Here is a 23,882-nt window from a genome sequence, read left to right as displayed (position 1 = left end):
CTTTCCCGGCTCACTTCACGACCATGCCCTTGAGCGCCGGGTCCGGCGGCGGGGGCTTGAGCTTCATCTCGCGCAGCGTCTTCACGAGCAGCTGCGCGATCATCATGTTGCGGTGCCGCTTGCTGTTGGCCGGAATCACGTGCCACGGCGCGTGGTCGCTCGAGGTGGCGGCCAGCGCGTTCTGATAGGCCTTCTGGTAGTCGGCCCACTTGGTGCGCACCTCGAGGTCGCCCATGCTGAACTTCCATTGCTTGCCGGGCGTGTCGATGCGGGCCTGCAGCCGCTCGCGCTGCTCGTCCTTGTCGATGTGCAGCATGCACTTGACGACGACGGTGCCGGTCTCGGTGAGCAGCCGCTCGAAATCGTTGATCTGCGCGTAGCGGCGGCGGGCCTCGTCGCCGTCGATCCAGCCTTCGACCACGGGCACCAGCACGTCCTCGTAGTGGCTGCGGTTCCACACCATGATCTCGCCGGTGCGCGGCACGGCGGCATGGCAGCGCCAGAGGTAGTCGTGCGCGCGTTCGTCTTCGCTGGGCGCCTTGAAGGCCGTCACCCGCACGCCCAGCGGCGAGGTGCGCGAGAACACCCAGCGCACGGTGCCGTCCTTGCCGCTGGTGTCCATGCCCTGCAGCACCAGCAGCACCTTGCGCCGGCCTTCGGCGTGCAGCACGTCCTGCAGTTCGTCGAGCTCGACGGCCAGGGTGTCGAGCTCGGCGCGCTGGGCCGACTCGTCACCCGTGAGAAAGGGCGAATCGTCGGGGTCGATGCGCGAGAGCTTGAACTTGCTGCCGACGCGGTACTTCTTGAACTTGGACATCTGCGGACGCTCCGTCAAAAAAGAAACGAAGCCCGCAGGGTACGCGAATCAGCGCTGCGGGCGACCGCGCGGCGGCGGGTGGTCGTCGTCGCCGTTGCTTTCGTCGATCGACGCGCTCCAGCGGTTGTCCCACTCGGCCTGGTGGCGCACGCCGTCGATCTCGCGCCGGTCGCGCTTGGTCGGGCGGCCCTGCTCGATGGCCAGGGCCGGCTCGCTGCCCATGCGGCGCTGCTCGCGGAAGGCGGCCTGCGCCGCCAGGCTCTCGGGCGTTTCCTCGTACAGCTGCTGGGCCACGGGCGCCGGGCCGCGCTGGCCGCTGAGGCCGCGCACGGTCACGGTCCGCGTGAGCGGGCCCAGGCGCATCGCGACGGTGTCGCCGGCCTTGACCTCGCGCGAGGCCTTGGCGACCTCGCCGTTCACCTGGATGCGGTTCTTGCCGATTTCGTCCGCGGCCAGCGAGCGGGTCTTGAAGAAGCGGGCGGCCCAGAGCCACTTGTCGATGCGCAGACGGTCCATGAAGGTCGGAAAAGAAAGGTCAGCCATTGTGGCGCGACAGCGGCAGCCGCACCACGGCGTCGAGCCCGGTCACGCGGTCGGCGCCGCCGGGGTTGGGTACCGTGCGGTTGTCCAGGCCGATGCGTCCACCCAGGGCCAACACGATCTCGCGGCAGATCGCCAGGCCCAGGCCCGAGCCGCTCGCGGTGTTGCCCGCCGAGAAGGGCGCGAACAGGCGCTGGCGCAGCTCGGCGGAAATGCCCGGGCCGTCGTCGCGCACGGTGAGCACGGCCTCGTCGCCCTCGGCGTGCACGCGCACCGAGAGCGGCGCGCCGGCGGGGCTGTGCTTGATGGCGTTGTGCAGCAGGTTGCGCGTGAGCTCCTGCAGCATCCACTGGTGCGCGCGCACGGTCACGGCGTCGTCGGCGGCCAGCTCGAAGTCGAGCGCCTTGTCGGCCACCAGCGGCGACAGGTCGAGCGCGATGTGGCGCACCACGTCGCCCAGGTCGAGCAGCGCCGACTCGGGCTGCTGGCGCAGCTGCTCCACCTTGGCCAGCGACAGCATCTGGTTGGCCAGCGTGGTGGCGCGCTCGACGGTCTGGCTGATTTCGACCAGTGCCTGCTCGGGTGCGACGTCGCCGCGGCGCGCCGACTGCACCTGCGCCTTCAGCACCGCCAGCGGCGTGCGCAGCTGGTGGGCGCTGTCGCGCACGAAGCGCTTCTGGTGGTCGAGCAGGCGCTGCAGCCGGCCCATGACCTCGGTGGTGGCGTCGATGAGCGGGCGCAGCTCGGCCGGGGCGCCGGGCGCGTCGATGGGCGAGAGGTCGTCTTCGGGGCGCCGCTCGATGGCTTCGCCGAGCTCGCGCACCGGCCGCGTGGCGCGCTGCACCACGACCACGGTGACCAGCGCGATCACGCCCATCAGCAGCAGCTGGCGCCAGAGCATGTCGAGCAGCAGCTTGCGCACGAGTGTTTCGCGCAGCTCCAGCGTCTCGGCCACCTGCACCACGGCCATGCCGCGGCCGCGCGCGCTGGCCACCGGCTGCAGCATCACGGCGACGCGCACCGGCTGGCCGCGGAACTCGGCGTCGTAGAAATCGACCAGCGCCGCGTACGCCCCGCGGTCGGGGATGCGCCCGCGCCAGAAGGGCAGCTCGGCGAAGCCCGAGACCATCTCGCCGTCGAGCGCCGACACGCGGTAGAACAGCCGGCTGCGGTTGTCGGCCTCGAAAGCCTCGAGCGCGGAGTAGGGCACGATCGCGCGCAGCCGCGCCATGTCGTCGTAGCCTTCCACGTCGAGCTGCTCGCCGATGGTCTTGGCCGAGGCCAGCAGCGTGCGGTCGTAGGCGGTGGTGGCGGCCGCCAGGCTCTGGCGGTACAGGCTCACGCTGTTGATCACGACGAACACCGCCACCGGCACCAGGATGCCCAGCAGCAGACGCGCGCGCAGGGACGACATCGTGCGCCGCAGGGCCGCCCTCAAGCCTCGGCCCGCAAGAGATAGCCCAGGCCGCGCATCGTCATCAGCACGGTGCCGGTGCCCACCAGCTTCTTGCGCAGGCGGTACACGACCACCTCGATGGCCTCGTACTGCACCTCGGATTCGCCCGGGAACACCAGCTCGAACAGGCGCTCCTTGGTGACCGCGTGGCCGGGTTTCATCATCAGCGCCTTGAGCAGCGCGAGCTCGCGCGGCGTGAGCTCGAGCAGTTCCGAGCGGTGGTAGACGGCGCCGTTGTCGGGCTCGAAGCGCAGGCTGCCGACCTCCAGCGGGTTCAGCGTCGGGTCGGGCCCCGCGCTCAGGCTGCGCCGGCGCAGCGCGCGGATGCGGGCCTCGAGCTCGTCCAGGTCGAAGGGCTTGGGCAGGTAGTCGTCCGCGCCGGCGTTCAGGCCCATGATGCGGTCGCCCACCGTGCCGCGCGCGGTCAGCAGCAGCACCGGCGTGCGTAGGCCCTCGGCGCGCGCCTGGGCCAGCACCTGCAGGCCGTCCACGTGCGGCAGGCTCAGGTCGAGCGCGACCACGTCGGGCTCGACGGCGCGCCACTGCGCGATCGCCTGCGCGCCGTCGCCGCAGATGCGCACGTCGATGCGGCGTCGCCCGAGGGTGCGCTGCAGGGTGATTTGCATCGAGGGGTCGTCTTCGACGAGCAGCAGCTTCATACGGGCAGGGGTCGGTACTTCGGTGTTTTCCCCAGTCTGGTGGACAGCCAACTGACAGCGGGGCGGCGCATGATAGCGGCTCAGGTCCAAGTCAGGTTCCATCCGTTCCCAAGTTCTCAGGAGACACCAACGATGCGTCGCGATACCTTTTTGAAGTCCCTGGCCGCACTGGCCGCTGCCGGCGCCTTGCCGCTGTCGGCGCGCGCTGCCGCCAACGTCAAGATGATGATCCCGGCCAACCCGGGTGGCGGCTGGGACACCACCGGCCGCGCGCTGGGCAAGGCCCTGACCGACGCCAAGGTGGCCGACACCGTCGCCTACGACAACAAGGGCGGCGCTGCCGGTGCGCTGGGCCTGGCCCAGTTCGTCAACGGCTCCAAGGGCGATGCCAACGCGCTGATGGTCATGGGCTCGGTCATGCTGGGCGGCATCATCACCGGCAAGCCGCCGGTCAACCTGTCGCAGGCCACGCCCATCGCGCGCCTGACCACCGAATACAACGTGTTCGTGCTGCCGTCCAACTCGCCCTTCAAGACCATGAAGGACGTGGTCGAGCAGCTCAAGAAGGACCCGGGCAGCGTCAAGTGGGGCGGCGGTTCACGCGGCTCCACCGAGCACATCGCCGCGGCCATGATCGCGCAGAAGGTCGGCGCCGATCCGTCCAAGATCAACTACGTGGCCTTCCGCGGAGGCGGTGAAGCCACCGCCGCCATCCTGGGCGGCAACGTCACCATCGGCGGCAGCGGCTACAGCGAGTTCGCCGAGTACATCGCCGCCGGCAAGATGAAACCCATTGCTGTCACCTCCGCCCAGCGCCTGCCGGGCATCAACGTGCCGACCCTGAAGGAACAGGGCATCGATGTCGAGATCGGCAACTGGCGCGGCGTGTACGGCGCGCCCGGCATCTCGGCCGAGCAGCGCAAGGCCCTGACCGACATGGTGCTGGCCGCGCTCAAGAGCCCGTCGTGGGCCGAGTCGCTCAAGAAGAACGACTGGACGCCGGCCGTGCTGTCGGGCGATGCCTTCGCCAAGTTCGTCGACGACGACTTCGCCAGCCTGCGCGCCATCATGGCCAAGTCCGGCATGGTCTGAGTTTGAGTCGCCCCCAGGCTGCGCGCACTTCGTGTCGTGCACGCCAACCCCCTTCCGGGGGCAACACCCGCGGCCCGGCAAAGCCGGTTTGCGGTGTTTCTGGAAGGGGCCTTCTTTTTCCCCACGACTGCGGGAGCAAAAAATGACAACTCCAGAATCCTCGGTCTCACATTCCGCTGAGGCCACCTCCGGCGCGGCCCGCTGGCCGCAATACATCGTCGGCCTCGGCGTGCTGCTGACCGGCGCCGCGCTGGCCTTCGGCGCCATCGGCATTTCTTCCGAAGCCGGCTACGGCGGCGTCGGCCCCAACTTCCTGCCCTGGATGGTCTCGATCGTCCTGATGGTCTGCGGCGCGTGGATCACCTGGGAAGCGTTCAGCGGGGGCTTTCGCGAGCTCGACGCGCCCTCCGGCGCCGACACCGCCTACTGGCCCGGCTTCATCTGGGTGGCGGCGGGCCTGCTGCTCAATGCGGCGCTCATCACCAGCATCGGCTTCATCCTGAGCTGCGCGCTGTGCTACCTGCTGGCCGTGCAGGGCCTGCGCCGCGCCGCCGGGCAGGCCAAGGTCAACGCACCGGCCACCTGGGTCACCGACTTGGTGACGGGCCTGGCGATCTCGGCCCCGGTCTTCTGGATGTTCACCAAGTTCCTGGCCATCAGCCTGCCGGGTCTCACCAGCACCGGCTGGATCTGAGCGGAGCCACGCCAAATGGATATCTTCAACGCACTGATGACCGGCTTCGCGGCCGCGATCACCCCCATCAACCTGCTGTGGTGCCTCATCGGCTGTGCCCTGGGCACGGCGGTGGGCGTGCTGCCCGGCATCGGCCCCGCCGTGGCGGTGGCGATGCTGCTGCCGATCACCGGCAAGGTCGACATCACGGCCTCGATGATCTTCTTCTCGGGCATCTACTACGGCGCCATGTACGGCGGCTCGACCACCTCGATCCTGCTGAACACGCCCGGTGAAACCGCCAGCATGGTCACGGCGATGGAGGGCAACAAGATGGCCAAGAGCGGCCGCGCGGGCGCCGCGCTCGCCACCGCGGCCATCGGCTCCTTCGTGGCCGGCACCATCGCCACCGTGGTCGTCACGCTGTTCGCGCCCTTCGTGGCCGACTACGCCGTGCGCCTGGCGGCGCCCGAGTATTTCCTGCTGATGCTGCTGGCCTTCACCACGGTGAGCGCGGTGCTCGGCAAGAGCACGCTGCGCGGCATGACGGCGCTGTTCGTCGGCCTGGCCATCGGCTGCGTGGGCCTGGACCAGATCACGGGCCAGGGCCGCTACACCGGCAACATGCCCGAGCTGCTCGACGGCATCGAGATCGTGCTGGTGGCGGTGGGCCTGTTTGCGGTGGCCGAGGTGCTGTACGCCGTGCTGTACGAAGGCCGCGTGGTCGAGGGCCAGAACAAGCTGACCCGCGTGCACATGACCGGCCGCGACTGGAAGCGTTCCATTCCCGCCTGGCTGCGCGGCGCGGCCATCGGCACGCCCTTCGGCTGCATTCCGGCCGGCGGCACCGAGATCCCGACCTTCCTGAGCTACGCCACCGAGAAGAAGCTCGCGAAAGACCCGCAGAACAAGGCCGAGTTCGGCACCACCGGCGCCATCGAAGGCGTGGCCGGCCCCGAGGCCGCCAACAACGCCACCGTGACCGCCGCGCTGATCCCGCTGCTCACGCTGGGCATTCCCACCTCGAACACCACGGCCATCATGCTGGGCGCGTTCCAGAACTACGGCATCCAGCCGGGCCCGCAGCTGTTCACCACCTCAGCCGCGCTGGTCTGGGCGCTGATCGCCTCGCTGTACATCGGCAACCTGATGCTGCTGGTGCTCAACCTGCCGATGGTCGGCCTGTGGGTCAAGCTGCTCAAGATCCCGAAGCCGCAGCTGTACGCCGGCATCCTGATCTTCGCGACCGTGGGTGCCTACGGCATGCGCCAGAACACCTTCGACCTGTTCCTGCTGTTCGGCATCGGCCTCCTGGGCGTGGTGATGCGGCGCTTCGACTTCCCGACCGCCCCCGTGGTGGTCGGCATGATCCTCGGCCCGCTCGCCGAAGCCAACCTGCGCAACGCGATTGCCATGGGGCAGGGCAGCCCGATCGTGTTCTTCCAGCGCCCCGAGTCGATCGTGGTGATCATCGCCATCGTCGCCGTGCTGGTGCTGCCGCGCTTGGCCAAGCGCATGAGCGAACGCAAGCTGAAGCGATTGGCGCAGCTGGACGCCTGACGCAACCGACCTTCTTTTGCGGTTCACATGCCGCGGGCGATTGGCGTCCGCGGCATTTTTTTGAATGCGCCTGCGGCGCCAAGGGGCTTGACTGCGCAGTCATCACCGCGCCGCCGCATGTCCCCAGAATGGCGGCTTCGTTCGGGGTACCGCTTGCATCGCCCGCATTCCATGCCCGGTACGGCAGGGGTGTGACGAGGTATTCCCATGAAGAGTCCACAGACTCTGGCCTGGCTGCTGCTCGCGGCCAGCGTGGCGGCGGAAGTCGCCGGCACCATCGCCCTTCGCCATGCCGAAGGTTTCACCCGCCTGTTGCCATCGCTGCTCACCGCCGCCTGCTATGCCGGCGCGATCTGGCTCATGTCGCTCGCGGTGCGCGTACTGGATGTGGGGCTGGGCTACGCGGTCTGGGCCGGTGCCGGCACCGCGCTGATCGCGGTCGCCGGCATGGTCTGGTTCGGTGAAGCGGTCACGCTGACGCGCGTGGTCGGCCTGCTGGCCATCGTGGCGGGCGTGGTGGTGCTGAACATCGAGGCGCGGTAGCGGGTTCACCGCTGCGCGCGCTCAGGGGTCTCAGCGCTGCGGCGCCTCGACCAGGTCGTCGTCGATGTGCGGATCGGCCGGCTGTCCGCGCACTTTGCGCACAGTGCGGCGAATCCAGTGCTCGATGTCGTCCACGTAGGTGAACACGGCCGGCACCACCAGCAGGCTTAGCACCGTGGAGGTGATCAGCCCGCCGATCACCGCCATCGCCATCGGCGAGCGGAAGCTCGAGTCGGCGGTGCCGAAGCCCACGGCAATGGGCAGCATGCCGGCGCCCATGGCGAGCGTGGTCATGATGATGGGCCGGGCGCGCTTGTGGCAGGCGTCGCGCAGCGCGTCCCAGCGGCTCATGCCGTGGTCGCGGCGCGCCACGATGGCGTACTCCACTAGAAGAATGGAGTTCTTCGTGGCGATGCCCATCAGCATGATCAGGCCGATCAGCGAGGGCATCGACAGCGCCTTCTGGCCGATCAGCAGGCCCACGAAGGCCCCACCCAGTGCGAGCGGCAGCGCGCACAGGATGGTCACCGGGTGCAGGAAGTCCTTGAACAGCAGCACCAGCACGATGTAGATGCACAGCACGCCCGTGAGCATCGCCAGGCCGAAGCTGGCGAACAGCTCGGTCATCACTTCGGCGTCACCCACCTCGGCGATGCGCACGCCCGGCGGCAGCTTCTGGATCGAGGGCAGGGCCTCGACGGCGGTCTTGGCGTCGCCCAGGCCCACGCCCGACAGCTCGATCTCGAAGTTGACGTTGCGCGAGCGGTCGTAGCGGTCGATGACGGCCGGGCCGCCTTCCATCGTGAGCGAGGCCACCTGGCTCAGCATGACGGGGCCGCGCGCGCCCGGCACCGACAGGCGCCCGATGAGGTCGAGGTCTTGCCGTGCCGAGTCTTCGAGCTTCACCACGATCGGCACCTGCCGCTGCGCGAGGTTGAGCTTGGCCAGCGCCTGGTCGTAGTCGCCCAGCGTGGCCACGCGCAGCGTCTCGGCGATGGCCGAGCTGGTCACGCCCAGGTCGGCGGCGCGCGCGAAGTCGGGCCGCACGGCGATCTCGGGGCGGATCAGGCTCGCGGTCGAGGTGATGTTGCCCAGGCCGGGAATGGTGCGCAGGTCTTTCTCGACCGCGCCCGCGGCGGCCGACAGCGCCTGCGGGTCTTCGCCCGTCAGCACCAGGATGTACTTCTCGCCCGAGCCGCCCAGGCCCACGGTGCTGCGCACGCCGGGCAGGGTTTCGAGCGCGGTGCGGATCTCTTTCTCGATCACCTGCTTGCGCGGCCGGTCGCCGCGCGGGTCGAGCTGGATCGTCAGCGTGGCCTTGCGCGTCTCGGGCGTGCCGAAGTTCGCGAACGGGTCGCCGCCCGCGCTGCCGCCCGCCACCGTGGTGTAGACGCTCTTCACGTGGTTGATCTTCATCACGCGGCGGCGCGTTTCCTCAGCCGCGGCCGTGGTCTGCGCCAGCGTAGAGCCCGGCGGCAGCGACAGGTAGACCTGCGTCTGCGAGTTGTCGTCGGCCGGAATGAAGCCGGTCTTGAGCAGCGGGATCATCGCCAGCGAGCCGAAGAAGAAGAGGGTGGCCATCACCATCGTCTTGAAGCGGTGGTGCGTGCTCCACTCCACGGCGCGCATGTACCAACGCAGCCAGCCGGGCTCCTTCTCGGCGCCGACGATCGGCTTGAGGATGTAGGCCGCCATCATCGGCGTGAGCACCCGCGCCACCACCAGCGAGGCGAACACCGCGAGCGAGGCGGTCCAGCCGAACTGCTTGAAGAACTTGCCGGCCACGCCGCTCATGAAGGCCGTGGGCAGGAACACCGCGATCAGCGTGAAGGTGGTGGCGATCACGGCCAGGCCGATTTCGTCCGCCGCCTCCATGGCCGCCTGGTAGGGCGACTTGCCCATGCGCAGGTGGCGCACGATGTTCTCGACCTCCACGATGGCGTCGTCCACCAAGATGCCGACCACCAGCGAGAGCGCGAGCAGCGAGATCACGTTGACCGAGAAGCCCAGCAGGTACATGCCGACGAAGGCCGGAATCACCGACATCGGCAGCGCCACCGCCGAGACGAAGGTGGCGCGCCAGTCGCGCAGGAAGAGCCACACCACGATCACCGCGAGGATGGCGCCCTCGTACAGCAGGTGCAGCGAGCCGTCGTACTCTTCTTCCACCGGGTCGACGAAGTTGAAGGCTTCGGTCAGTTCGATGTCGGGGCGCTGCACGCGCAGGTCGGCCAGCGCCTTTTGAATGGCGCGGCCCACTTCCACTTCGCTGGCACCGCGGCTGCGGGCCACTTCGAAGCCCACCACCGGCTTGCCGTTGAGCAGTGCCGCGGCGCGTGGCTCGGCGATGGTGTCGCTGATGCGCGCCACCTGGTCCAGGCGGATGCGGCGGCCGTCGCTCAGCGCGATCTGCATGTCGGCGAGCTGGTCGGCCGACTGCACGGTGGCCATGGTGCGCACCGGCTGTTCGCTGCCGCCCAGGTCGATGCGCCCGCCGGCGCTTTCGGTCTGCACCTGGCGCAACTGGCGCGAGATGTCGGCCGCCGAGGCGCCCAGCGCCTGCAGCTTGGCCGGGTCGAGGTCGATGTGCACCTGGCGCGTGACGCCGCCCACGCGGTTCACCGCGCCCACGCCGGGCAGCGCGAGCAGCTTCTTGGTGATGTCGTTGTCGACGAACCAGCTCAGCGCCTCGTTGTCCATGCGCGACGAGGCGATGGTGAAGGCCAGCACCGGCTGCGCCGCGAAGTCGAGCTTGGTGACGACCGGGTCGCGCACGTCGGCGGGCAGGTCGGCGCGCACCTTCTGGACGGCCGAGCGCACGTCGTCCACGGCCTCCTGCACGGGCTTCTCGAGGCGGAACTCCACGATGAGCGTGGCGGCGCCGTCCTGCACCTTGGTCGTGATGTGCTTCAGGCCCTGGATGGTGGCGATGGAGTTCTCGAGCTTGCGCGCGACGTCGGTCTCCAGCTGCGAGGGCGCGGCGCCCGGCAGCGAGGCCGAGACGGTGACGGTCGGCAGGTCGATGTCCGGGAAGTTCTGCACCTTCATGGCGTTGAACGACAGCAGCCCCCCGAAGGTGAGCAGCACGAACAGCATCACCGCCGGAATGGGGTTGCGTATGGACCAGGCGGAAACGTTCATGGCGTGTTCCTTGTGCTTGCTTATTTAGGCGAAGGGGCGGATGCCCCCGCCTTCGCCGGGGTGGCGGACGCAGGCGTCGCCGCGGGCGTGGCGTCCACCACGCGCACCAGGTCGCCGTCGTTGAGGAAGCCCGCGCCCTGCACCACGATCTGCACGCCCTCGGGCAGGGCGCTGGTGATCTCCACGCGGTCTTTCAGGCGGCGGCCGGTCTGCACCTTGAGCTGCGCCACCCGGCCGTCGGGCAGCAGCGTGAAGACGTTGTTGAAGCCGTCGCGCGGCACGATCGCGCTTTGCGGCACGGTCGGCGCGGAACTGCGGCCGAGTTCGAAGTCGCCGCGCGCGAACATGCCGGCCTTCACGCCGGTGTTCTGCTGCACGTTGGGCAGGTCGACGTAGACCAGCGCCGCGCGCGTCTGCGGATCGACCGTGGGCGCGATGCTGCGCACGGTGCCCTTCACCTGCGCGCCGCTGGCGCTGACCACGAAGGCCGGCGTGCCCACGGCGACGCGGCCCAGCTCGGCCGAGGTGACTTCGGCGCGCCATTCGAGCCGGCCCTGGCGGATCAGCCGGAACAGCTCGGTGCCGGCGCCCACCACGCTGCCCACCGTGGCGGTGCGCGCGGAGATCACGCCGTCGTCGGGTGCCAGCACCTGCGTGTTGCGCCCGCGCACCTGCTGCGCGGCCAGCACGGCCTCGGCCGCTTCGGCGCGCGCCTTGGCGGTCTGCTCGGTGGTCTGGTACTGGTTGATCTGCTGCTGGCTCAGCGCGCCCGTGGCCTGCAGCGTGCGGGCGCGCGCGGCGTTGCCGGCGGCGTCGGCGGCCGAGGCGCGGGCCTCGGCCAGCGAGGCGCGTGCCTGCGCAATGTCGGCCTGCACCGTCTCGGGCGAGAACACCGCGAGCACCTGACCCTTCTTCACGGTGTCGCCCACGTTGACGCGCACCTCGGCCAGCTTCAGGCCGTTCGATTCGGAGCCGATCACGGCCTCCTGCCAGGCCGCCACGTTGCCGTTGGCGGCCAGCGTGACGGTCAGCTCGGTGGCCTCGGGTTTGGCGACCGAGACGGTCAGCGCGGGGCGCTGCGCGGGGCCCTTTGCGGCGGGTGCGGCCTTGTCGTCGGCCGACTTGCGGGTGAGCCACAGGCCTGCGCCAACGACGACGATCAGCGCCAGCAGCGCGAGGACAAGGGTGGAACGCTTCATTGTTTTCATGGCGACGTCGCGACCTTGGCGGCCGGGGTGGTGGTCATTGGGGACGATGCTTCGGCGGGGCGGCTCCAGCCGCCGCCCATCGAGCGGTACAGCGAAACCCAGGCTTCGGTGCTCTCGCGCTGCAGCGAGACGCGCGCGGTCTGCGCGGCGAACAGCGTGCGCCGCGAGTCCTCGAGTTCGAACAGGCTGGCCAGGCCGCTGCTGTAGCGGGCCTGGGTGGCGTCAAACGAGGCCTGGTAGTTCTTCACCGCGCTGTCGGCGTCGGTGCTGCGCGCGGTGGTGGCGTCGAGGTTCACCAGGGCTTCCTCGACCTCGCGCACCGCCTGGCGCACGTTGGCGCGGTAGAGCGACACGGCCTCGGTGTAGCGCGCCTTGGCCGCCTCGGCGTTGGCCGCGCGCGCGCCGCCGTCGAGCAGCGGCACGGTGAGCGACAGCGGCCCGACCGTCCAGGTGTCGAGCGATTCGCGAAAGCCGCTGGTGCGGATCTGCATGCGGCCGATCGAGCCCGAGAGCGTGAGCTTGGGATAGCGCTCGGCCTCGGCCGAGCCCACCTCGGCGCTGGCCGCGGCCACGCCGAGTTCGGCCGCGTACACGTCGGGCCGCTGCGAGAGCGCCTGCGCCGGCACGCTGGCGATGGCGCCGACCACCGGCAGCGCACGGTGCGTAGGCGAGGCCGCGAGCTTCTGCGCCAGCGTGGGTTCGTCGAGCCCGCTGAGCGCCACCAGCGCCTTGCGCTGCACCGCGCACAGGGCGCGCTGTTGCGTGAGGCGGCCCGAGGCGTCGGAGGCGCTGGCACGCGCCAGCGCGGCGTCGGCCGGCGCGGTGAAGCCGGCGCGCGCCGACAGGTCGGTGAGCCGCGCCGTTTCGCCGCGCGACTTGGCATCCGATTCGGACACGTTCAACTGCTGCTGGCAGGCGCGCTCGGCGAAGTAGGCGTTGGCCGTTTCGGCCGCCACGGCCACGCGGGCGTCGTGCCACTTGGCGGTGGCGCTGTCCAGCTTCTGCTGGGCCGCATCGCGGTCGGCGCGCAGGCGGCCGAACAGGTCGATCTCCCACTTCGACTGCAGGCCGGCCTGCAGCGTGGTGACCGGCGCGGCGGCGGCGCTGCTGCTGCCACTCGAAGAACCGCCCGATCCGAACGACGAGCCCGAAACTCCGCGGCTGGCCGACGCCGTGCCGTCCAGGCTGGGCAGCAGCGCCGCGCCGGCCTGCACGCGCGTGGAACGCGCCTCGGCCACGCGCGCCGCGGCGCTCGCGAGGGTAGGGCTGGCGGTTTCGGCGGCGGCGATCAGCTCGACCAGCAGCGGGTCGTCGAGCTGGCGCCACCACTCGGCCAGCGCGGCGAGCGAGCCGCCGTGGGGCAGGGGCGCGTGCCACTGCGCGGGGAAGGGCGCCTGCACCGAGGCGGGCGGGCGCGTCAGGCCGCAGCCGGCAAGGCCGAGGCCCAGCGGCAGGCTCAGAACAAGGGCAATCCGTCGGAGTCGTCTCATGGCTTCTTTCTCTGCTCGGCGGCCACCTGGCGGCGGCGTGCGGTTTCGGCCTGGACCAGCGCCATCGCGTAGCCCGTGAGCCGGTCGGCCCAGGTGTCGATGGCGCGCGGCGTGCGCAGCAGCGACGGGCGCAGGGCCTCGATGAAATCCTGGCTCACGTACAGCTGCATCGACAGCCCGGTGATCGCGAAGGTCAGGCGGTGGATGTCGTCGTCCGCGCGCTCCACCTGCAGGTGGCGGCACAGCAGCTCGACGATGGCGCGGTGCGGGCCCTTGATGTCGCGCTCCAGTTCCTTGGCCCACTGGCTGGTGGGCTCCAGCATCTCGCGCATGTGCAGCTGGATGCACTGGCGCACGATCTCGCCCTGCTTGAGCGGATCGATCATGGCCGCCATGCAGATGCGCAGCGTGTCCTCGAGCGACTGGCCGGGCACGTTGCAGGCGGCCACCAGGTCGTTCGAATCGCTGCCCATCGGCTCGTTGAAGGTGGCGGAGTACAGCCCCTCCTTGTCGCCGAAGTAGTAGCTGATGGCCGAGACGTTCACGCCGGCCTCGCGCGCGATCTCGCGGATCGAGGTCTTGGCGAAACCGTTCTGGGCGAACAGCCGCAGCGCGGTGTGCAGCAGGCGGTGGCGCGCCTCGGCGCCGTCGCTGCGGGGGGCGCGGCGCGGCGATGGAACGGGCGTTGGCGTTGGCGTGGGGGGGAGGGGGTCCCTGGCGTTCATCGGCGCGATTAGAGCATGATTGAAATCAAACGATTGATTTACTTAAGGCTTGCTGAAGGCTTTTGTTTTTGGTTGCATGTGGGCCTGCGCGCGGCAGGGGCGGGGGCCGCACACAGTACGATCCGCGCATGTCCGTCGCTCCCTCCGCCGCCGCACCGCCGCCCGCCTTGCCCCTGGACGCCGAAGGCATCCTCGCGCTCGCCGCGCGCTCGATGTTTCATCTGTTTTCGAGCATCAGCCAGGGCATGTTCCTGGTCGACCGCAGCGGGCGCATCGTCTGGGTGAACGAGGGCTACCGCCGCTTCCTGCCGGCGCTGGGCTTTTCGTCCATCGACGAGTTCATGGGCCACATGGTCGAGGACGTGATCCCCAACACCATGATGCGCCGCGTGCTCGAAACTGGCGAGCCGATCCTCATCGACCTGCTGACCAACAAGGCCGGCACCTTCGTCGTGAGCCGCATTCCGCTGCGCGAGGAGCGCGAAGACGGGGAGGGCCTGGGCAAGGTCATCGGCGCCATCGGCATCGTGCTGTTCGACCAGCCCGAGACCACGCTGCAGCCGCTCATCAGCAAGTTCGCGCTGCTGCAGCGCGACCTCGACGACGCGCGCCGCGAGCTGGCCAGCCAGCGCAACAACCCGCTGTACCAGCACGCGCCCGACGGCCAGCGCCGCTCCAAGTACACCTTCGCGAGCTTCATCGGCAGCAGCCCGGCGGCCGTGGAGGTGAAGCGCCACGCGCGCCGCGCCGCGCAGTCCACCAGCCCGGTGCTGCTGCTGGGCGAAACCGGCACCGGCAAGGAGTTGCTGGCGCATGCGATCCATGCGTCGTCCACGCGCGCCAAAGGGCAGTTCGTCAGCGTCAACATCGCGGCCGTGCCCGACACGCTGCTCGAGGCCGAGTTCTTCGGCTTCGCCCCCGGCGCCTTCACCGGCGCCGACAAGCGCGGGCGCGAAGGCAAGTTCAAGCTGGCCGACGGCGGCAGCCTGTTCCTCGACGAAATCGGCGACATGCCGCTGGGCCTGCAGGCCAAGCTGCTGCGCGCGCTGCAGGAGGGCGAGATCGAACCGCTGGGCTCCAACAAGCTGATTCCCTTCGACGCCCGCGTGATCGCCGCCACCTCGCGCGACTTGCCTGAGCTGGTGCGCCGCGGCCTGTTCCGCGAAGACCTGTACTACCGCCTCAACGTGCTGCCGCTGCGCGTGCCGCCGCTGCGCGAGCGCCGCAGCGACATCCCGGCGCTGGTCGAGGCGCTGGGCGAAGACATGGCGCTGCGCAGCGGCGAGGCGCCGCCCGAGCTCACGCCCGACGCGCTCGCGCTGCTGGCCGGCCAGCACTGGCGCGGCAACATCCGCGAGCTGCGCAACGTGCTGGAGCAGGTGACGATGCGCAGCGACTCGCAGCGCATCGACGCGGCGCAGCTCGAACGCATCCTGCGCGAGGCGGGGCTGGAGCAGATCGAGGCGCCGGACACCTCGCACAGCCTGCGCGACGTCGACCAGGAGGCCGCGCTGCTGCGCCCACTGTCGCAGCAGGTGGCCGAGCTGGAGCGCAAGGCGATCGCCGCCGCGCTCGAAAGCACCGGCGGCAACAAGCTCGCGACCTCGCGGTTGCTGGGCATCTCGCGCGCCACGCTGTACGAGCGCATGACGGGGATGGGACTGTCATGAGCGTGAAAGCGCTGCGTTCCACCTTCGGCCCGAACTGCCATTGGTGCGGGCTACCGATGGACTTCGATGAGCCGCACGGTCGGCCCGAGTCGGCCACCATCGAACACCTGCTCGACGCCACCCTGGGCGGCGTACGCCAGCAGAAGCACCGGCGCCTCGCGCACGCGGTGTGCAACCACACGCGCAACGAGCTGCGGATGCGGGCCGAGCGCGAGTTCGAAAGCTGGCTCGCGGCACGCCGCGACTCTGCTGGGAAACCCTGACTGATCAACAGACAGTTGTCTGAAAAAAAGACAACTCGAATGCACTGAAATCAGGCGAAACCGGTTGCGCCCGAATGAGGAAGCCTTTGTTATCAATGGCTTAGGCGGGTGGCACGAACTGTGCAATATTCAGTCACCTTTATCAGGAGACAAGACATGCACCGTCGCCACCTCATCGCCCTGGCCGCCCTGGGCGCCACCGTTGCCACCATGCCCGCCTGGGCCCAATCGAACGAGATCCGCATCGCCCACGTCTACAGCAAGACCGGCGCGCTGGAGGCCTACGGCAAGCAGACGCAGACCGGCCTGATGATGGGCCTGAACTACGCCACCGGCGGCACGATGATGGTCAACGGCAAGAAGCTCGTGGTCATCGAGAAGGACGACCAGGGCAAGCCCGACCTGGGCAAGTCGCTGCTGGCCGCCGCGTACTCCGACGACAAGGCCGCGCTCGCGGTCGGCCCGACCGCTTCGGGCGTGGCGCTGGCCATGCTGCCGGTGGCCGAGGAGTACAAGAAGATCCTGATCGTCGAGCCGGCCGTGGCCGACTCGATCACCGGCGACAAGTGGAACAAGTACATCTTCCGCACCGGCCGCAACTCGAGCCAGGACGCCATCTCCAACGCCGTGGCCATCGACAAGGCCGGCGTCACCGTCGCCACGCTGGCGCAGGACAACGCCTTCGGCCGCGACGGCGTGAAGGCCTTCGGCGCCGCGCTGAAGAAAGCCAAGCTCGCGCACGAGGAGTACCTGCCGCCCGCCACCACCGACTTCACGGCCGGTGCGCAGCGCCTGATCGACAAGCTCAAGGACCAGCCGGGCCGCAAGATCATCTGGATCGTCTGGGCCGGCGCGGGCAACCCGTTCAAGATCGTCGACCTCGACCTGAAGCGCTACGGCATCGAGATCGCCACCGGCGGCAACATCCTGCCGGCCATGGCGGCCTACAAGTCGCTGCCGGGCATGGAAGGCGCGGCCTACTACTACTTCGGCATCCCGAAGAACCCGGTGAACGAGGCCATGGTCGCGGCCCACTACAAGGAATTCAAGACGCCGCCGGACTTCTTCACGGCCGGCGGTTTCTCGGCCGCGATGGCGGTGGTGACGGCGCTGAAGAAGACCAACGGCGACACCGGCACCAACAAGCTCATCAGCACCATGGAAGGCATGAGCTTCGACACGCCCAAGGGCAAGATGACCTTCCGCAAGGAAGACCACCAGGCGATGCAGTCGATGTACCACTTCAAGATCAAGGCCGACCCCGCGTTCGCGTGGGGTGTGCCGGAGCTGGTGCACGAAATCAAGCCCGAAGAGATGGACATCCCGATCAAGAACAAGCGCTGATCACGGCGCTGATCGCCCCCTGAACCCGCGGCGCGCATGCAGGCGCCGCCCCCTTTTCGCCCCGGATGGCCGCCGGGCGAAGCGCCAGCCTGCGTCCGCGCCAGCTGTCGTGTGCCACGGTCAATTCGTCAGTCTGCAAGCAAGCGTTCGATCAAACACAACAGAAGGAGACAGCGATGCCAGCGATGCGATGGAACAACTGGAAGGGGTTTGCCGCAGCAGCGGTGATCACGGCGGCGGCGCAGGCCGCGACGGCGGCCGTGCCGCTGCCGGCCCTGGGCGCCAACCCGGCGGAGGTGAGCGTGTCCGGCCTGTCGGCCGGCGGCTTCATGGCGGTGCAGCTGCACGTGGCCTACTCGGCCACCTTCAAGCGCGGCGCGGGCGTGGTCGCCGGCGGTCCGTACTACTGCGCCGAAGGCTCGGTGGTCAATGCCACCGGGCGCTGCATGACGCACAGCACCAGCATCCCGGTGTCGACGCTCGTGAGCACCACCAACAGCTGGGCCGCCAGCGGTGCGATCGACCCGGTGTCGAACCTCAGCAATTCCAAGGTCTACCTGTTCTCGGGCACCTCGGACAACACCGTCAAGCAGCCGGTGATGGACGACCTGAAGACCTACTACCAGAGCTTCGTGCCGGCCGCCAACACGGTCTACAAGAACAACCTCGGCGCGGGCCACGCGATGGTCACCGACGACTACGGCGGCGCCTGCAGCACCACGGCCGCGCCGTACATCAACAACTGCGGCTTCGATCTCGCGGGCGAGATCCTCACGCAGCTGTACGGTCCGCTGAACCCGCGCAACAACGGCGCGCTGGGCGGCACCTTTACCGAGTTCAACCAGTCGGAGTTCGTCACCGGCCACGGCGTGGCCGCCACCGGCTGGCTCTACGTGCCGCAGGCCTGCACCACCACCTCGTGCCGCGTGCACCTGGTGCTGCACGGCTGCAAGCAGAACTACACCGACGTGAGCGACCAGTACGTCAGGAAGACGGGCTACAACCGCTGGGCCGACACCAACAACATCATCCTGATCTACCCGCAGACCAGCACCGCGGCCACCAACAGCTGCTGGGACTGGTGGGGCTACGACAGCGCCAACTACGCCAAGAAGTCGGGCCCGCAGATGGCCGCCATGAAGGCCATGATCGACCGCGTCACCGGCTCGGCCGGCGGCGGCGGGCTGCCGGCGCCCACCGGCGTGGGCACCTCGGGCGCGACCAGCAGCAGCATGGTGATCGGTTGGGCCGGCGTCTCGGGCGCCAGTGGCTACAACGTGTACCGCGGCGGCAGCAAGGTCAACGCTTCGCCGGTGGCCGGCACCAGCTACACCGACACCGGCCTGGCCGCGTCGACCAGCTACAGCTGGACCGTGGCCGCGTTGAACGCGAGCAACGTCGAAGGCGCGATGTCGGCGGCCGCCACGGGCGCGACCACGGCGGGCCCGGGCGGCGGCGGAACCTGCTACACCGCGAGCAACTACGCGCACACCATGGCCGGGCGCGCCTATGCGCTGTGGGGCCTGACCTATGCCAACGGCTCGGGCCAGTCGATGGGCCTGTGGAACATCTACGCCATGACCACGCTGAAGCAGACGGGCACCAACTACTACGTGATCGGCACCTGTTGAGGCCGTTCACCCTGCACTGATTTTTTCGATTCGCAAGGACCTTTCCACAATGCTTGAGACCCGGGATCTGACCATCCGCTTCGGAGGGCACGTGGCCGTCAACAGCGTGAGCTGCGCATTCGCGCCAGGCACGCTGACGGCCATCGTCGGCCCCAACGGCGCGGGCAAGACCACTTACTTCAACCTGATCTCCGGGCAGCTCAAGGCCACGGCCGGCACGGTGTCGCTCGACGGGCAACCGTTGTCGCACCTGTCGCCGTCGGCGCGCACGCACGCCGGGCTGGGGCGCGCGTTCCAGCTCACCAACCTGTTCCCGAACCTCACGGTGCTGGAGAACGTGCGGCTCGCGGTGCAGGCCACGCGCGCCGGCGCGCACCGCCACGGGCTCAACCTGTGGAGCATCTGGAGCGATCACAAGGCACTGACCGAGCGCGCCGAGCAGATCCTGGCCGACGTGGCGCTGGAGCCGCGCGCCCACGCCACCGTGGCCAGCCTGCCGCACGGCGACCAGCGCAAGCTCGAGGTGGCGCTGCTGATGGCGCTCGAACCCAAGGTCTTCATGTTCGACGAGCCCACGGCCGGCATGCACGCGGCCGAGGCGCCCGTCATCCTCGACCTGATCCGCAAGCTCAAGCAGGACAAGACCAAGACCATCCTGCTGGTCGAACACAAGATGGACGTGGTGCGCGAACTCGCGGACCGCATCATCGTGCTGCACAACGGCACGCTCGTGGCCGACGGCGAACCGGCCGAGGTGATCGCCTCGCCGGTGGTGCAGGAGGCCTACCTGGGCATCGCGAAGGAGGCCGCATGAGCACAGAAAATTTGCTGACCCTGGAAGGCGTGCAGACGCACATCGGGGCGTACCACATCCTGCACGGCGTCGACCTGGCCGTGCCCAAGGGCCAGCTCACCATGCTGCTGGGCCGCAACGGCGCGGGCAAGACCACCACGCTGCGCACCATCATGGGCCTGTGGCATGCGTCGCAGGGCAGGGTGCAGTTCGCCGGCAAGGACATCACGGCCCTGCACACGCCGCAGATCGCCGAGCTCGGCGTGGCCTACGTGCCCGAGAACATGGGCATCTTCTCCGACCTCACGGTGAAGGAGAACATGGTGCTGGCCGCGCGCGGCGCCAAGAACGCCGACGCCATCGACGACACGCGGCTGAAGTGGATCTTCAAGCTCTTTCCCGCGGTCGAGAAGTTCTGGAACCACCCGGCCGGCAAGCTGTCGGGCGGACAGAAGCAGATGCTGGCCGTGTCGCGCGCCATCGTCGAGCCGCGCCAGCTGCTCATCATCGACGAGCCCAGCAAGGGCCTGGCGCCCGTGATGATCAACAACATGATCGAGGCCTTCGGCGAGCTCAAGGCGAGCGGCGTGACGATCCTGCTGGTCGAACAGAACATCCACTTCGCCCAGCGCCTGGGCGACACCGTCGCGGTGATGGACAACGGCCGCGTGGTGCACAGCGGCTCGATGGCCGCGTTCTCCGCCGATGCGCAACTGCAGCAATCGCTGCTCGGACTCGCCCTATGAAAATCGACTTCGACTGGAAGCCACTGCTTCTTGCCCCCATCCTTGCGCTCGTCGCGTTGCCGCTCACGGGCTCGGTCTCGACCTGGCTCACGCTCACGGTGGCGGGGCTGGCGATGGGCATGATCATCTTCATCATCGCCTCGGGCCTCACGCTGGTGTTCGGCCTGATGGACGTGCTCAACTTCGGCCACGGCGTGTTCATTGCGCTGGGCGCCTTCGTGGCCAGCAGCGTGCTCGGCCTCATGGGCGACTGGACCGGCTCGGGCGAGCTGTGGCGCAACCTCGTGGCCGTGTTCCCGGCCATGCTGGCCGCGATGGCGGTGGCCGGCGCCATCGGCCTGGCCTTCGAGCGCTTCATCGTGCGGCCGGTGTACGGCCAGCACCTGAAGCAGATCCTCATCACCATGGGCGGCATGATCATCGGTGAGGAGCTCATCAAGGTGATCTGGGGTCCGGCGCAGATTCCGCTGCCGCTGCCCGAGGCGCTGCGCGGCTCGCTGCTGGTGGGCGATGCGGCCATCAGCAAGTACCGCCTGCTCGCGGTGGCCGTGGGCGTGGTGGTGTTCGGCGTGCTCGCCTGGACGCTGGGCCGCACCAAGATCGGCCTGCTCATTCGCGCTGGCGTGCAGGACCGCGAGATGGTCGAGTCGCTGGGCTACCGCATCGGGCGCCTGTTCGTGGGCGTGTTCGTGGTGGGCAGCGCGCTGGCCGGCCTGGGCGGCGTGATGTGGGGCCTGTTCCAGCAGAACCTGGTGCCGCAGATGGGCGCGCAGGTCAACGTGCTGATCTTCATCGTGATCATCATCGGCGGGCTGGGCTCGACCGGCGGGGCGCTGCTGGGCGCGCTGCTGGTGGGGCTCATGACGAACTACATCGGTTTCCTGCTGCCCACGCTCACGCAGTTCGCGAGCATCTTCCTCATGGTGGCCGTGCTGCTGTGGCGCCCGCAGGGCGTGTACCCCGTGGCGAACCGTTGAGGAGAAAGCCGTCATGTTCCTGAAACGACTTCTTTCCAACGACATGCCGAAGAGCCGCCTGCTGGCGTTGCTGCTGCTGGCCCTGTTCCTGGCGCTGGCCTTCGCGCCGTTCCTGTTCCCGGGCGTGAAGGCGCTCAGCGTCGCGGCCAAGATTCTGGTGTTCGTGGTGCTGGTCGCGAGCTTCGACCTGCTGCTGGGCTACACCGGCATCGTGAGCTTCGCGCACACGATGTTCTTCGGCATCGGCGCCTACGGCATCGCCATCTCGGCCTCGCGGCTGGGGCCCAACTGGGGCGCGGTGCTGATGGGGCTGGGCGCGTCGCTCGCGATCTCGCTTGTACTCTCGCTGGCCATCGGCCTGTTCTCATTGCGGGTGCGCGCGATCTTCTTCGCGATGATCACGCTGGCCGTGGCCTCGGCGTTCCAGACGCTGGCCTCGCAGCTGTCGGACTTCACCGGCGGCGAAGACGGCCTGACCTTCAAGCTGCCCGAGCTGATCTCGCCGAGCTTCGAGTTCGCCGAAGAGCCGTTCCTCGGCGTCTCGCTCGACGGGCGGCTGCTGTGCTACTACCTGCTGTTCGTGGCGGCGGTGGTGCTGGTGCTGGCAATGCTGCGCATCGTGAACTCGCCCTTCGGCCGCGTGCTGCAGGCCATCCGCGAGAACGAGTTCCGCGCCGAGGCGATCGGCTACCGCGTGGTGGTGTACCGCACCACGGCCGCCGTGCTGTCGGCGCTGTTCGCCACGCTGGCCGGCGCGATGCTCGCCATCTGGCTGCGCTACAACGGGCCGGACACCTCGCTGAGCTTCGAGATCATGATCGACGTGCTGCTCATCGTGGTGATCGGCGGCATGGGCACGATCTACGGCGCGGCCATCGGCGCGGTGCTGTTCGTGGTAGCACAGAGCTACCTGCAGGACCTGCTGCGCCTGGGCAACGAGGCCGCCAGCGGCCTGCCGTGGCTCGCGGCGCTGCTGTCGCCCGACCGCTGGCTGCTGTGGCTGGGCGTGCTGTTCGTGCTGTCGGTGTACTACTTCCCGACCGGCATCGTCGGCAAGCTGCGGGCGAGGGCGGCGAAATGAGCGACGGCAAGAACAACAGCACCATGACGCCGTCATCGCACATCTCGCCGACATCGCACTACGCGCAACTCGCAGGCCGTGAAATCCACTGGCTCGATTGGGGCGCGGCCAACGCCCCCGTCGTCATCGCCTGGCACGGCCTGGCGCGCACCAGCCGCGACATGGACGAGCTGGCGCAGCACTTCGCCGCGCGCGGCTTTCGCGTGATCTGCCCCGACACGTTGGGGCGCGGCCTGAGCCAGTGGAGCCCGTCGCCCGACGACGAATACACGCTCGCGTTCTACGCGCGCCTGGCCAATGCGCTGTGCGACGAGCTGCGGCTGGGCCGCGTGCACTGGGTGGGCACCTCGATGGGCGGCGCCATCGGCACGGTCTGCGCCTCGGGCCTGTTCGAGCCGCGCATGAAGGCGCGCATCGCCAGCCTCACGCTGAACGACAACGCGCCGCAGCTCGCGCAGGCCGCCATCGAGCGCATCCGCGCCTATGCCGGCGACCCGCCGGCCTTCGCCACGGTGGCCGAGCTGGAGGCCTTCTTCCGCACGGTCTACAAGCCCTACGGCTGGCTCAGCGACGCGCAGTGGCGCCGGCTGACCGAAAGCTCCACGCGCCGCCTGGCCGACGGCCGCGTCACGCCGCACTACGACCCGGCCATGGTCAAGCAGTTCAGCGCGCACGACAACGATTACCTGATCTGGCCGCACTACGACGTGATCGAGGCGCCGGTGCTGTGCCTGCGCGGCGCCGAGTCCGACCTGGTGCTGCCCGAGGTGATCGACGAGATGCACCGGCGCGGGCCGGGCGCGGCCGGGCGCCTGCAGGTGATCGAGGTGCCGGGCTGCGGCCATGCGCCCGCGCTCAACGTGCCGGAACAACTGGACCCGATCGAGGGGTTTATCCGCGCGGCCGGTCGTTGAAGGCAGGGCGCGATCACAATCGCGCCGACTTCAACTCCAAGATCACCTCGCCATGGCCCTCTCGATGTACGACCTGTCCGTGCCGGTTTTCACCCGCGGACTCGGCCAGCTGACCCACCTGCTCGACAAGGGCCTCGCGCATGCGAAGGCCCAGGGCATCGACCCGGCGACGCTGGTCGACGCGCGCCTCGCGCCCGACATGCTCACGCTGGCCGGCCAGATCCAGCGCGCGAGCGACGCCTCCAAGCTGGGCACGGCGCGCATCGCGGGCATCACGGCCCCGAGCTTTCCCGACGAGGAAAAGACCTGGGACGACCTGCTGGCGCGCATCGTGAAGACGCAGGATTTCCTGGCGAGCGTGGACCGCACGCTCATCGACGGCCACGAAGAACGCCCCGTGACCATCAAGGCGCGCGAAGGCGAGGCGCACTTCACCGCGCAGCGCTACCTGCTGCAGTTCGCGCTGCCGAATTTCTTCTTCCACGTGACCACCGCCTACGACGTGCTGCGCCACAAGGGCGTGCCCATCGGCAAGCTGGACTACCTCGGCCGCTTCTGA

22 protein-coding genes are annotated in these 23,882 nt (G+C 69.0%); 14 read left to right on the top strand and 8 right to left on the bottom strand.

All coding sequences use genetic code 11. From position 1 onward, the window contains the following. Window positions 1-10: 10 nt before the first annotated feature. The 4 genes from AC07OX_RS20355 to AC07OX_RS20340 are packed head-to-tail and all read right to left on the bottom strand — an operon-like array spanning window position 11 to window position 3,472. Window positions 11-817: a PPK2 family polyphosphate kinase gene (locus AC07OX_RS20355; RefSeq protein ID WP_495261673.1), complete on the bottom strand. Its 807-nt coding sequence runs from the start codon at window positions 815-817 to the stop codon at window positions 11-13. A gap of 48 nt (window positions 818-865) precedes the next feature. Further along, on the bottom strand, window positions 866-1,333 hold the full coding sequence (locus AC07OX_RS20350; protein WP_062481157.1) for an RNA-binding S4 domain-containing protein: 468 nt from the start codon (window positions 1,331-1,333) through the stop codon (window positions 866-868). A 19-nt stretch (window positions 1,334-1,352) separates the two neighbouring features. Beyond that, window positions 1,353-2,771: a sensor histidine kinase gene (locus AC07OX_RS20345; protein ID WP_495261672.1), complete on the bottom strand. Its 1,419-nt coding sequence runs from the start codon at window positions 2,769-2,771 to the stop codon at window positions 1,353-1,355. 20 nt (window positions 2,772-2,791) lie between these two features. Further along, window positions 2,792-3,472: a response regulator transcription factor gene (locus AC07OX_RS20340; protein WP_487847105.1), complete on the bottom strand. Its 681-nt coding sequence runs from the start codon at window positions 3,470-3,472 to the stop codon at window positions 2,792-2,794. A gap of 132 nt (window positions 3,473-3,604) precedes the next feature. On the opposite strand from AC07OX_RS20340, the gene AC07OX_RS20335 reads away from it, so the two are divergent. The 4 genes from AC07OX_RS20335 (at window position 3,605) to AC07OX_RS20320 (ending at window position 7,340) form a co-directional block, all read left to right on the top strand. After that, window positions 3,605-4,564 (top strand): Bug family tripartite tricarboxylate transporter substrate binding protein, encoded by a 960-nt coding sequence (locus AC07OX_RS20335; protein WP_070060440.1) that lies wholly within the window; start codon window positions 3,605-3,607, stop codon window positions 4,562-4,564. Between the two features lie 142 nt (window positions 4,565-4,706). Next, window positions 4,707-5,258, top strand: a complete 552-nt coding sequence (locus AC07OX_RS20330) for a tripartite tricarboxylate transporter TctB family protein (RefSeq protein ID WP_495261671.1) — start codon at window positions 4,707-4,709, stop codon at window positions 5,256-5,258. 15 nt (window positions 5,259-5,273) lie between these two features. Next, window positions 5,274-6,797 carry a tripartite tricarboxylate transporter permease gene (locus AC07OX_RS20325; RefSeq protein ID WP_095745061.1) on the top strand — a complete coding sequence of 508 codons (1,524 nt, stop codon included), beginning with the start codon at window positions 5,274-5,276 and terminating at the stop codon, window positions 6,795-6,797. A 207-nt stretch (window positions 6,798-7,004) separates the two neighbouring features. Then, complete coding sequence (locus AC07OX_RS20320; RefSeq protein ID WP_369632617.1) at window positions 7,005-7,340, top strand: DMT family transporter; 336 nt, start codon at window positions 7,005-7,007, stop codon at window positions 7,338-7,340. A 30-nt stretch (window positions 7,341-7,370) separates the two neighbouring features. On the opposite strand, the gene AC07OX_RS20315 is transcribed toward AC07OX_RS20320, so the two are convergent. From AC07OX_RS20315 to AC07OX_RS20300, 4 genes are read right to left on the bottom strand one after another with little or no spacing between them, the layout of a single operon-like run. Further along, window positions 7,371-10,481 carry an efflux RND transporter permease subunit gene (locus AC07OX_RS20315; protein ID WP_495261670.1) on the bottom strand — a complete coding sequence of 1,037 codons (3,111 nt, stop codon included), beginning with the start codon at window positions 10,479-10,481 and terminating at the stop codon, window positions 7,371-7,373. A 20-nt stretch (window positions 10,482-10,501) separates the two neighbouring features. Next, window positions 10,502-11,689 carry an efflux RND transporter periplasmic adaptor subunit gene (locus AC07OX_RS20310; protein WP_495261669.1) on the bottom strand — a complete coding sequence of 396 codons (1,188 nt, stop codon included), beginning with the start codon at window positions 11,687-11,689 and terminating at the stop codon, window positions 10,502-10,504. After that, window positions 11,686-13,179, bottom strand: a complete 1,494-nt coding sequence (locus AC07OX_RS20305; protein WP_495261668.1) for an efflux transporter outer membrane subunit — start codon at window positions 13,177-13,179, stop codon at window positions 11,686-11,688. Before AC07OX_RS20305 ends, AC07OX_RS20310 begins: the two co-directional genes overlap by 4 nt. Then, window positions 13,176-13,904 (bottom strand): TetR/AcrR family transcriptional regulator, encoded by a 729-nt coding sequence (locus tag AC07OX_RS20300; protein WP_307693801.1) that lies wholly within the window; start codon window positions 13,902-13,904, stop codon window positions 13,176-13,178. The genes AC07OX_RS20305 and AC07OX_RS20300 overlap by 4 nt, the downstream gene beginning before the upstream one ends. 128 nt (window positions 13,905-14,032) lie before the next feature. On the opposite strand from AC07OX_RS20300, the gene AC07OX_RS20295 reads away from it, so the two are divergent. From AC07OX_RS20295 to AC07OX_RS20250, 10 genes are all read left to right on the top strand, one after another. Continuing rightward, complete coding sequence (locus tag AC07OX_RS20295) at window positions 14,033-15,574, top strand: sigma-54 interaction domain-containing protein (protein WP_062475896.1); 1,542 nt, start codon at window positions 14,033-14,035, stop codon at window positions 15,572-15,574. After that, window positions 15,571-15,837: a hypothetical protein gene (locus AC07OX_RS20290; protein WP_070060447.1), complete on the top strand. Its 267-nt coding sequence runs from the start codon at window positions 15,571-15,573 to the stop codon at window positions 15,835-15,837. The genes AC07OX_RS20295 and AC07OX_RS20290 overlap by 4 nt, the downstream gene beginning before the upstream one ends. Before the next feature lie 156 nt (window positions 15,838-15,993). Next, entirely contained in the window at window positions 15,994-17,181 is a 1,188-nt protein-coding gene (locus AC07OX_RS20285) for a substrate-binding domain-containing protein (RefSeq protein WP_070060448.1), read from the top strand. 176 nt (window positions 17,182-17,357) lie between these two features. After that, entirely contained in the window at window positions 17,358-18,812 is a 1,455-nt protein-coding gene (locus AC07OX_RS20280) for an extracellular catalytic domain type 2 short-chain-length polyhydroxyalkanoate depolymerase (RefSeq protein WP_495261667.1), read from the top strand. A gap of 49 nt (window positions 18,813-18,861) precedes the next feature. After that, window positions 18,862-19,626 carry an ABC transporter ATP-binding protein gene (locus tag AC07OX_RS20275; RefSeq protein WP_062475886.1) on the top strand — a complete coding sequence of 255 codons (765 nt, stop codon included), beginning with the start codon at window positions 18,862-18,864 and terminating at the stop codon, window positions 19,624-19,626. Then, on the top strand, window positions 19,623-20,351 hold the full coding sequence (locus AC07OX_RS20270) for an ABC transporter ATP-binding protein (protein ID WP_095745068.1): 729 nt from the start codon (window positions 19,623-19,625) through the stop codon (window positions 20,349-20,351). Before AC07OX_RS20275 ends, AC07OX_RS20270 begins: the two co-directional genes overlap by 4 nt. Further along, window positions 20,348-21,328 (top strand): branched-chain amino acid ABC transporter permease, encoded by a 981-nt coding sequence (locus AC07OX_RS20265; RefSeq protein WP_493192483.1) that lies wholly within the window; start codon window positions 20,348-20,350, stop codon window positions 21,326-21,328. Before AC07OX_RS20270 ends, AC07OX_RS20265 begins: the two co-directional genes overlap by 4 nt. Window positions 21,329-21,341: 13 nt before the next feature. Further along, window positions 21,342-22,409, top strand: coding sequence for a branched-chain amino acid ABC transporter permease (locus tag AC07OX_RS20260; protein ID WP_493192482.1), 1,068 nt, complete (start codon window positions 21,342-21,344; stop codon window positions 22,407-22,409). Continuing rightward, complete coding sequence (locus tag AC07OX_RS20255; protein WP_493192481.1) at window positions 22,406-23,323, top strand: alpha/beta fold hydrolase; 918 nt, start codon at window positions 22,406-22,408, stop codon at window positions 23,321-23,323. Before AC07OX_RS20260 ends, AC07OX_RS20255 begins: the two co-directional genes overlap by 4 nt. Before the next feature lie 52 nt (window positions 23,324-23,375). Next, entirely contained in the window at window positions 23,376-23,882 is a 507-nt protein-coding gene (locus AC07OX_RS20250; protein WP_493192480.1) for a DUF1993 domain-containing protein, read from the top strand.

It is taken from the genome of Variovorax sp. GW821-FHT09D07, assembly GCF_059416345.1.
This window is presented reverse-complemented; position numbering and strand designations above follow the sequence as displayed.

What these genes read in the sequence shown, in the direction of transcription:
- AC07OX_RS20300 (WP_307693801.1), bottom strand. Translation starts at nt 13,904, where the DNA reads ATGAACGCCAGGGACCCCCTCCCCCCCACGCCAACGCCAACGCCCGTT.
- AC07OX_RS20330 (WP_495261671.1), top strand. Translation starts at nt 4,707, where the DNA reads ATGACAACTCCAGAATCCTCGGTCTCACATTCCGCTGAGGCCACCTCC.
- AC07OX_RS20280 (WP_495261667.1), top strand. Translation starts at nt 17,358, where the DNA reads ATGCCAGCGATGCGATGGAACAACTGGAAGGGGTTTGCCGCAGCAGCG.
- AC07OX_RS20335 (WP_070060440.1), top strand. Translation starts at nt 3,605, where the DNA reads ATGCGTCGCGATACCTTTTTGAAGTCCCTGGCCGCACTGGCCGCTGCC.
- AC07OX_RS20265 (WP_493192483.1), top strand. Translation starts at nt 20,348, where the DNA reads ATGAAAATCGACTTCGACTGGAAGCCACTGCTTCTTGCCCCCATCCTT.
- AC07OX_RS20315 (WP_495261670.1), bottom strand. Translation starts at nt 10,481, where the DNA reads ATGAACGTTTCCGCCTGGTCCATACGCAACCCCATTCCGGCGGTGATG.
- AC07OX_RS20350 (WP_062481157.1), bottom strand. Translation starts at nt 1,333, where the DNA reads ATGGACCGTCTGCGCATCGACAAGTGGCTCTGGGCCGCCCGCTTCTTC.
- AC07OX_RS20295 (WP_062475896.1), top strand. Translation starts at nt 14,033, where the DNA reads ATGTCCGTCGCTCCCTCCGCCGCCGCACCGCCGCCCGCCTTGCCCCTG.
- AC07OX_RS20325 (WP_095745061.1), top strand. Translation starts at nt 5,274, where the DNA reads ATGGATATCTTCAACGCACTGATGACCGGCTTCGCGGCCGCGATCACC.
- AC07OX_RS20255 (WP_493192481.1), top strand. Translation starts at nt 22,406, where the DNA reads ATGAGCGACGGCAAGAACAACAGCACCATGACGCCGTCATCGCACATC.
- AC07OX_RS20275 (WP_062475886.1), top strand. Translation starts at nt 18,862, where the DNA reads ATGCTTGAGACCCGGGATCTGACCATCCGCTTCGGAGGGCACGTGGCC.
- AC07OX_RS20260 (WP_493192482.1), top strand. Translation starts at nt 21,342, where the DNA reads ATGTTCCTGAAACGACTTCTTTCCAACGACATGCCGAAGAGCCGCCTG.
- AC07OX_RS20285 (WP_070060448.1), top strand. Translation starts at nt 15,994, where the DNA reads ATGCACCGTCGCCACCTCATCGCCCTGGCCGCCCTGGGCGCCACCGTT.
- AC07OX_RS20345 (WP_495261672.1), bottom strand. Translation starts at nt 2,771, where the DNA reads ATGTCGTCCCTGCGCGCGCGTCTGCTGCTGGGCATCCTGGTGCCGGTG.
- AC07OX_RS20305 (WP_495261668.1), bottom strand. Translation starts at nt 13,179, where the DNA reads ATGAGACGACTCCGACGGATTGCCCTTGTTCTGAGCCTGCCGCTGGGC.
- AC07OX_RS20270 (WP_095745068.1), top strand. Translation starts at nt 19,623, where the DNA reads ATGAGCACAGAAAATTTGCTGACCCTGGAAGGCGTGCAGACGCACATC.
- AC07OX_RS20340 (WP_487847105.1), bottom strand. Translation starts at nt 3,472, where the DNA reads ATGAAGCTGCTGCTCGTCGAAGACGACCCCTCGATGCAAATCACCCTG.
- AC07OX_RS20290 (WP_070060447.1), top strand. Translation starts at nt 15,571, where the DNA reads ATGAGCGTGAAAGCGCTGCGTTCCACCTTCGGCCCGAACTGCCATTGG.
- AC07OX_RS20320 (WP_369632617.1), top strand. Translation starts at nt 7,005, where the DNA reads ATGAAGAGTCCACAGACTCTGGCCTGGCTGCTGCTCGCGGCCAGCGTG.
- AC07OX_RS20310 (WP_495261669.1), bottom strand. Translation starts at nt 11,689, where the DNA reads ATGAAAACAATGAAGCGTTCCACCCTTGTCCTCGCGCTGCTGGCGCTG.
- AC07OX_RS20250 (WP_493192480.1), top strand. Translation starts at nt 23,376, where the DNA reads ATGGCCCTCTCGATGTACGACCTGTCCGTGCCGGTTTTCACCCGCGGA.
- AC07OX_RS20355 (WP_495261673.1), bottom strand. Translation starts at nt 817, where the DNA reads ATGTCCAAGTTCAAGAAGTACCGCGTCGGCAGCAAGTTCAAGCTCTCG.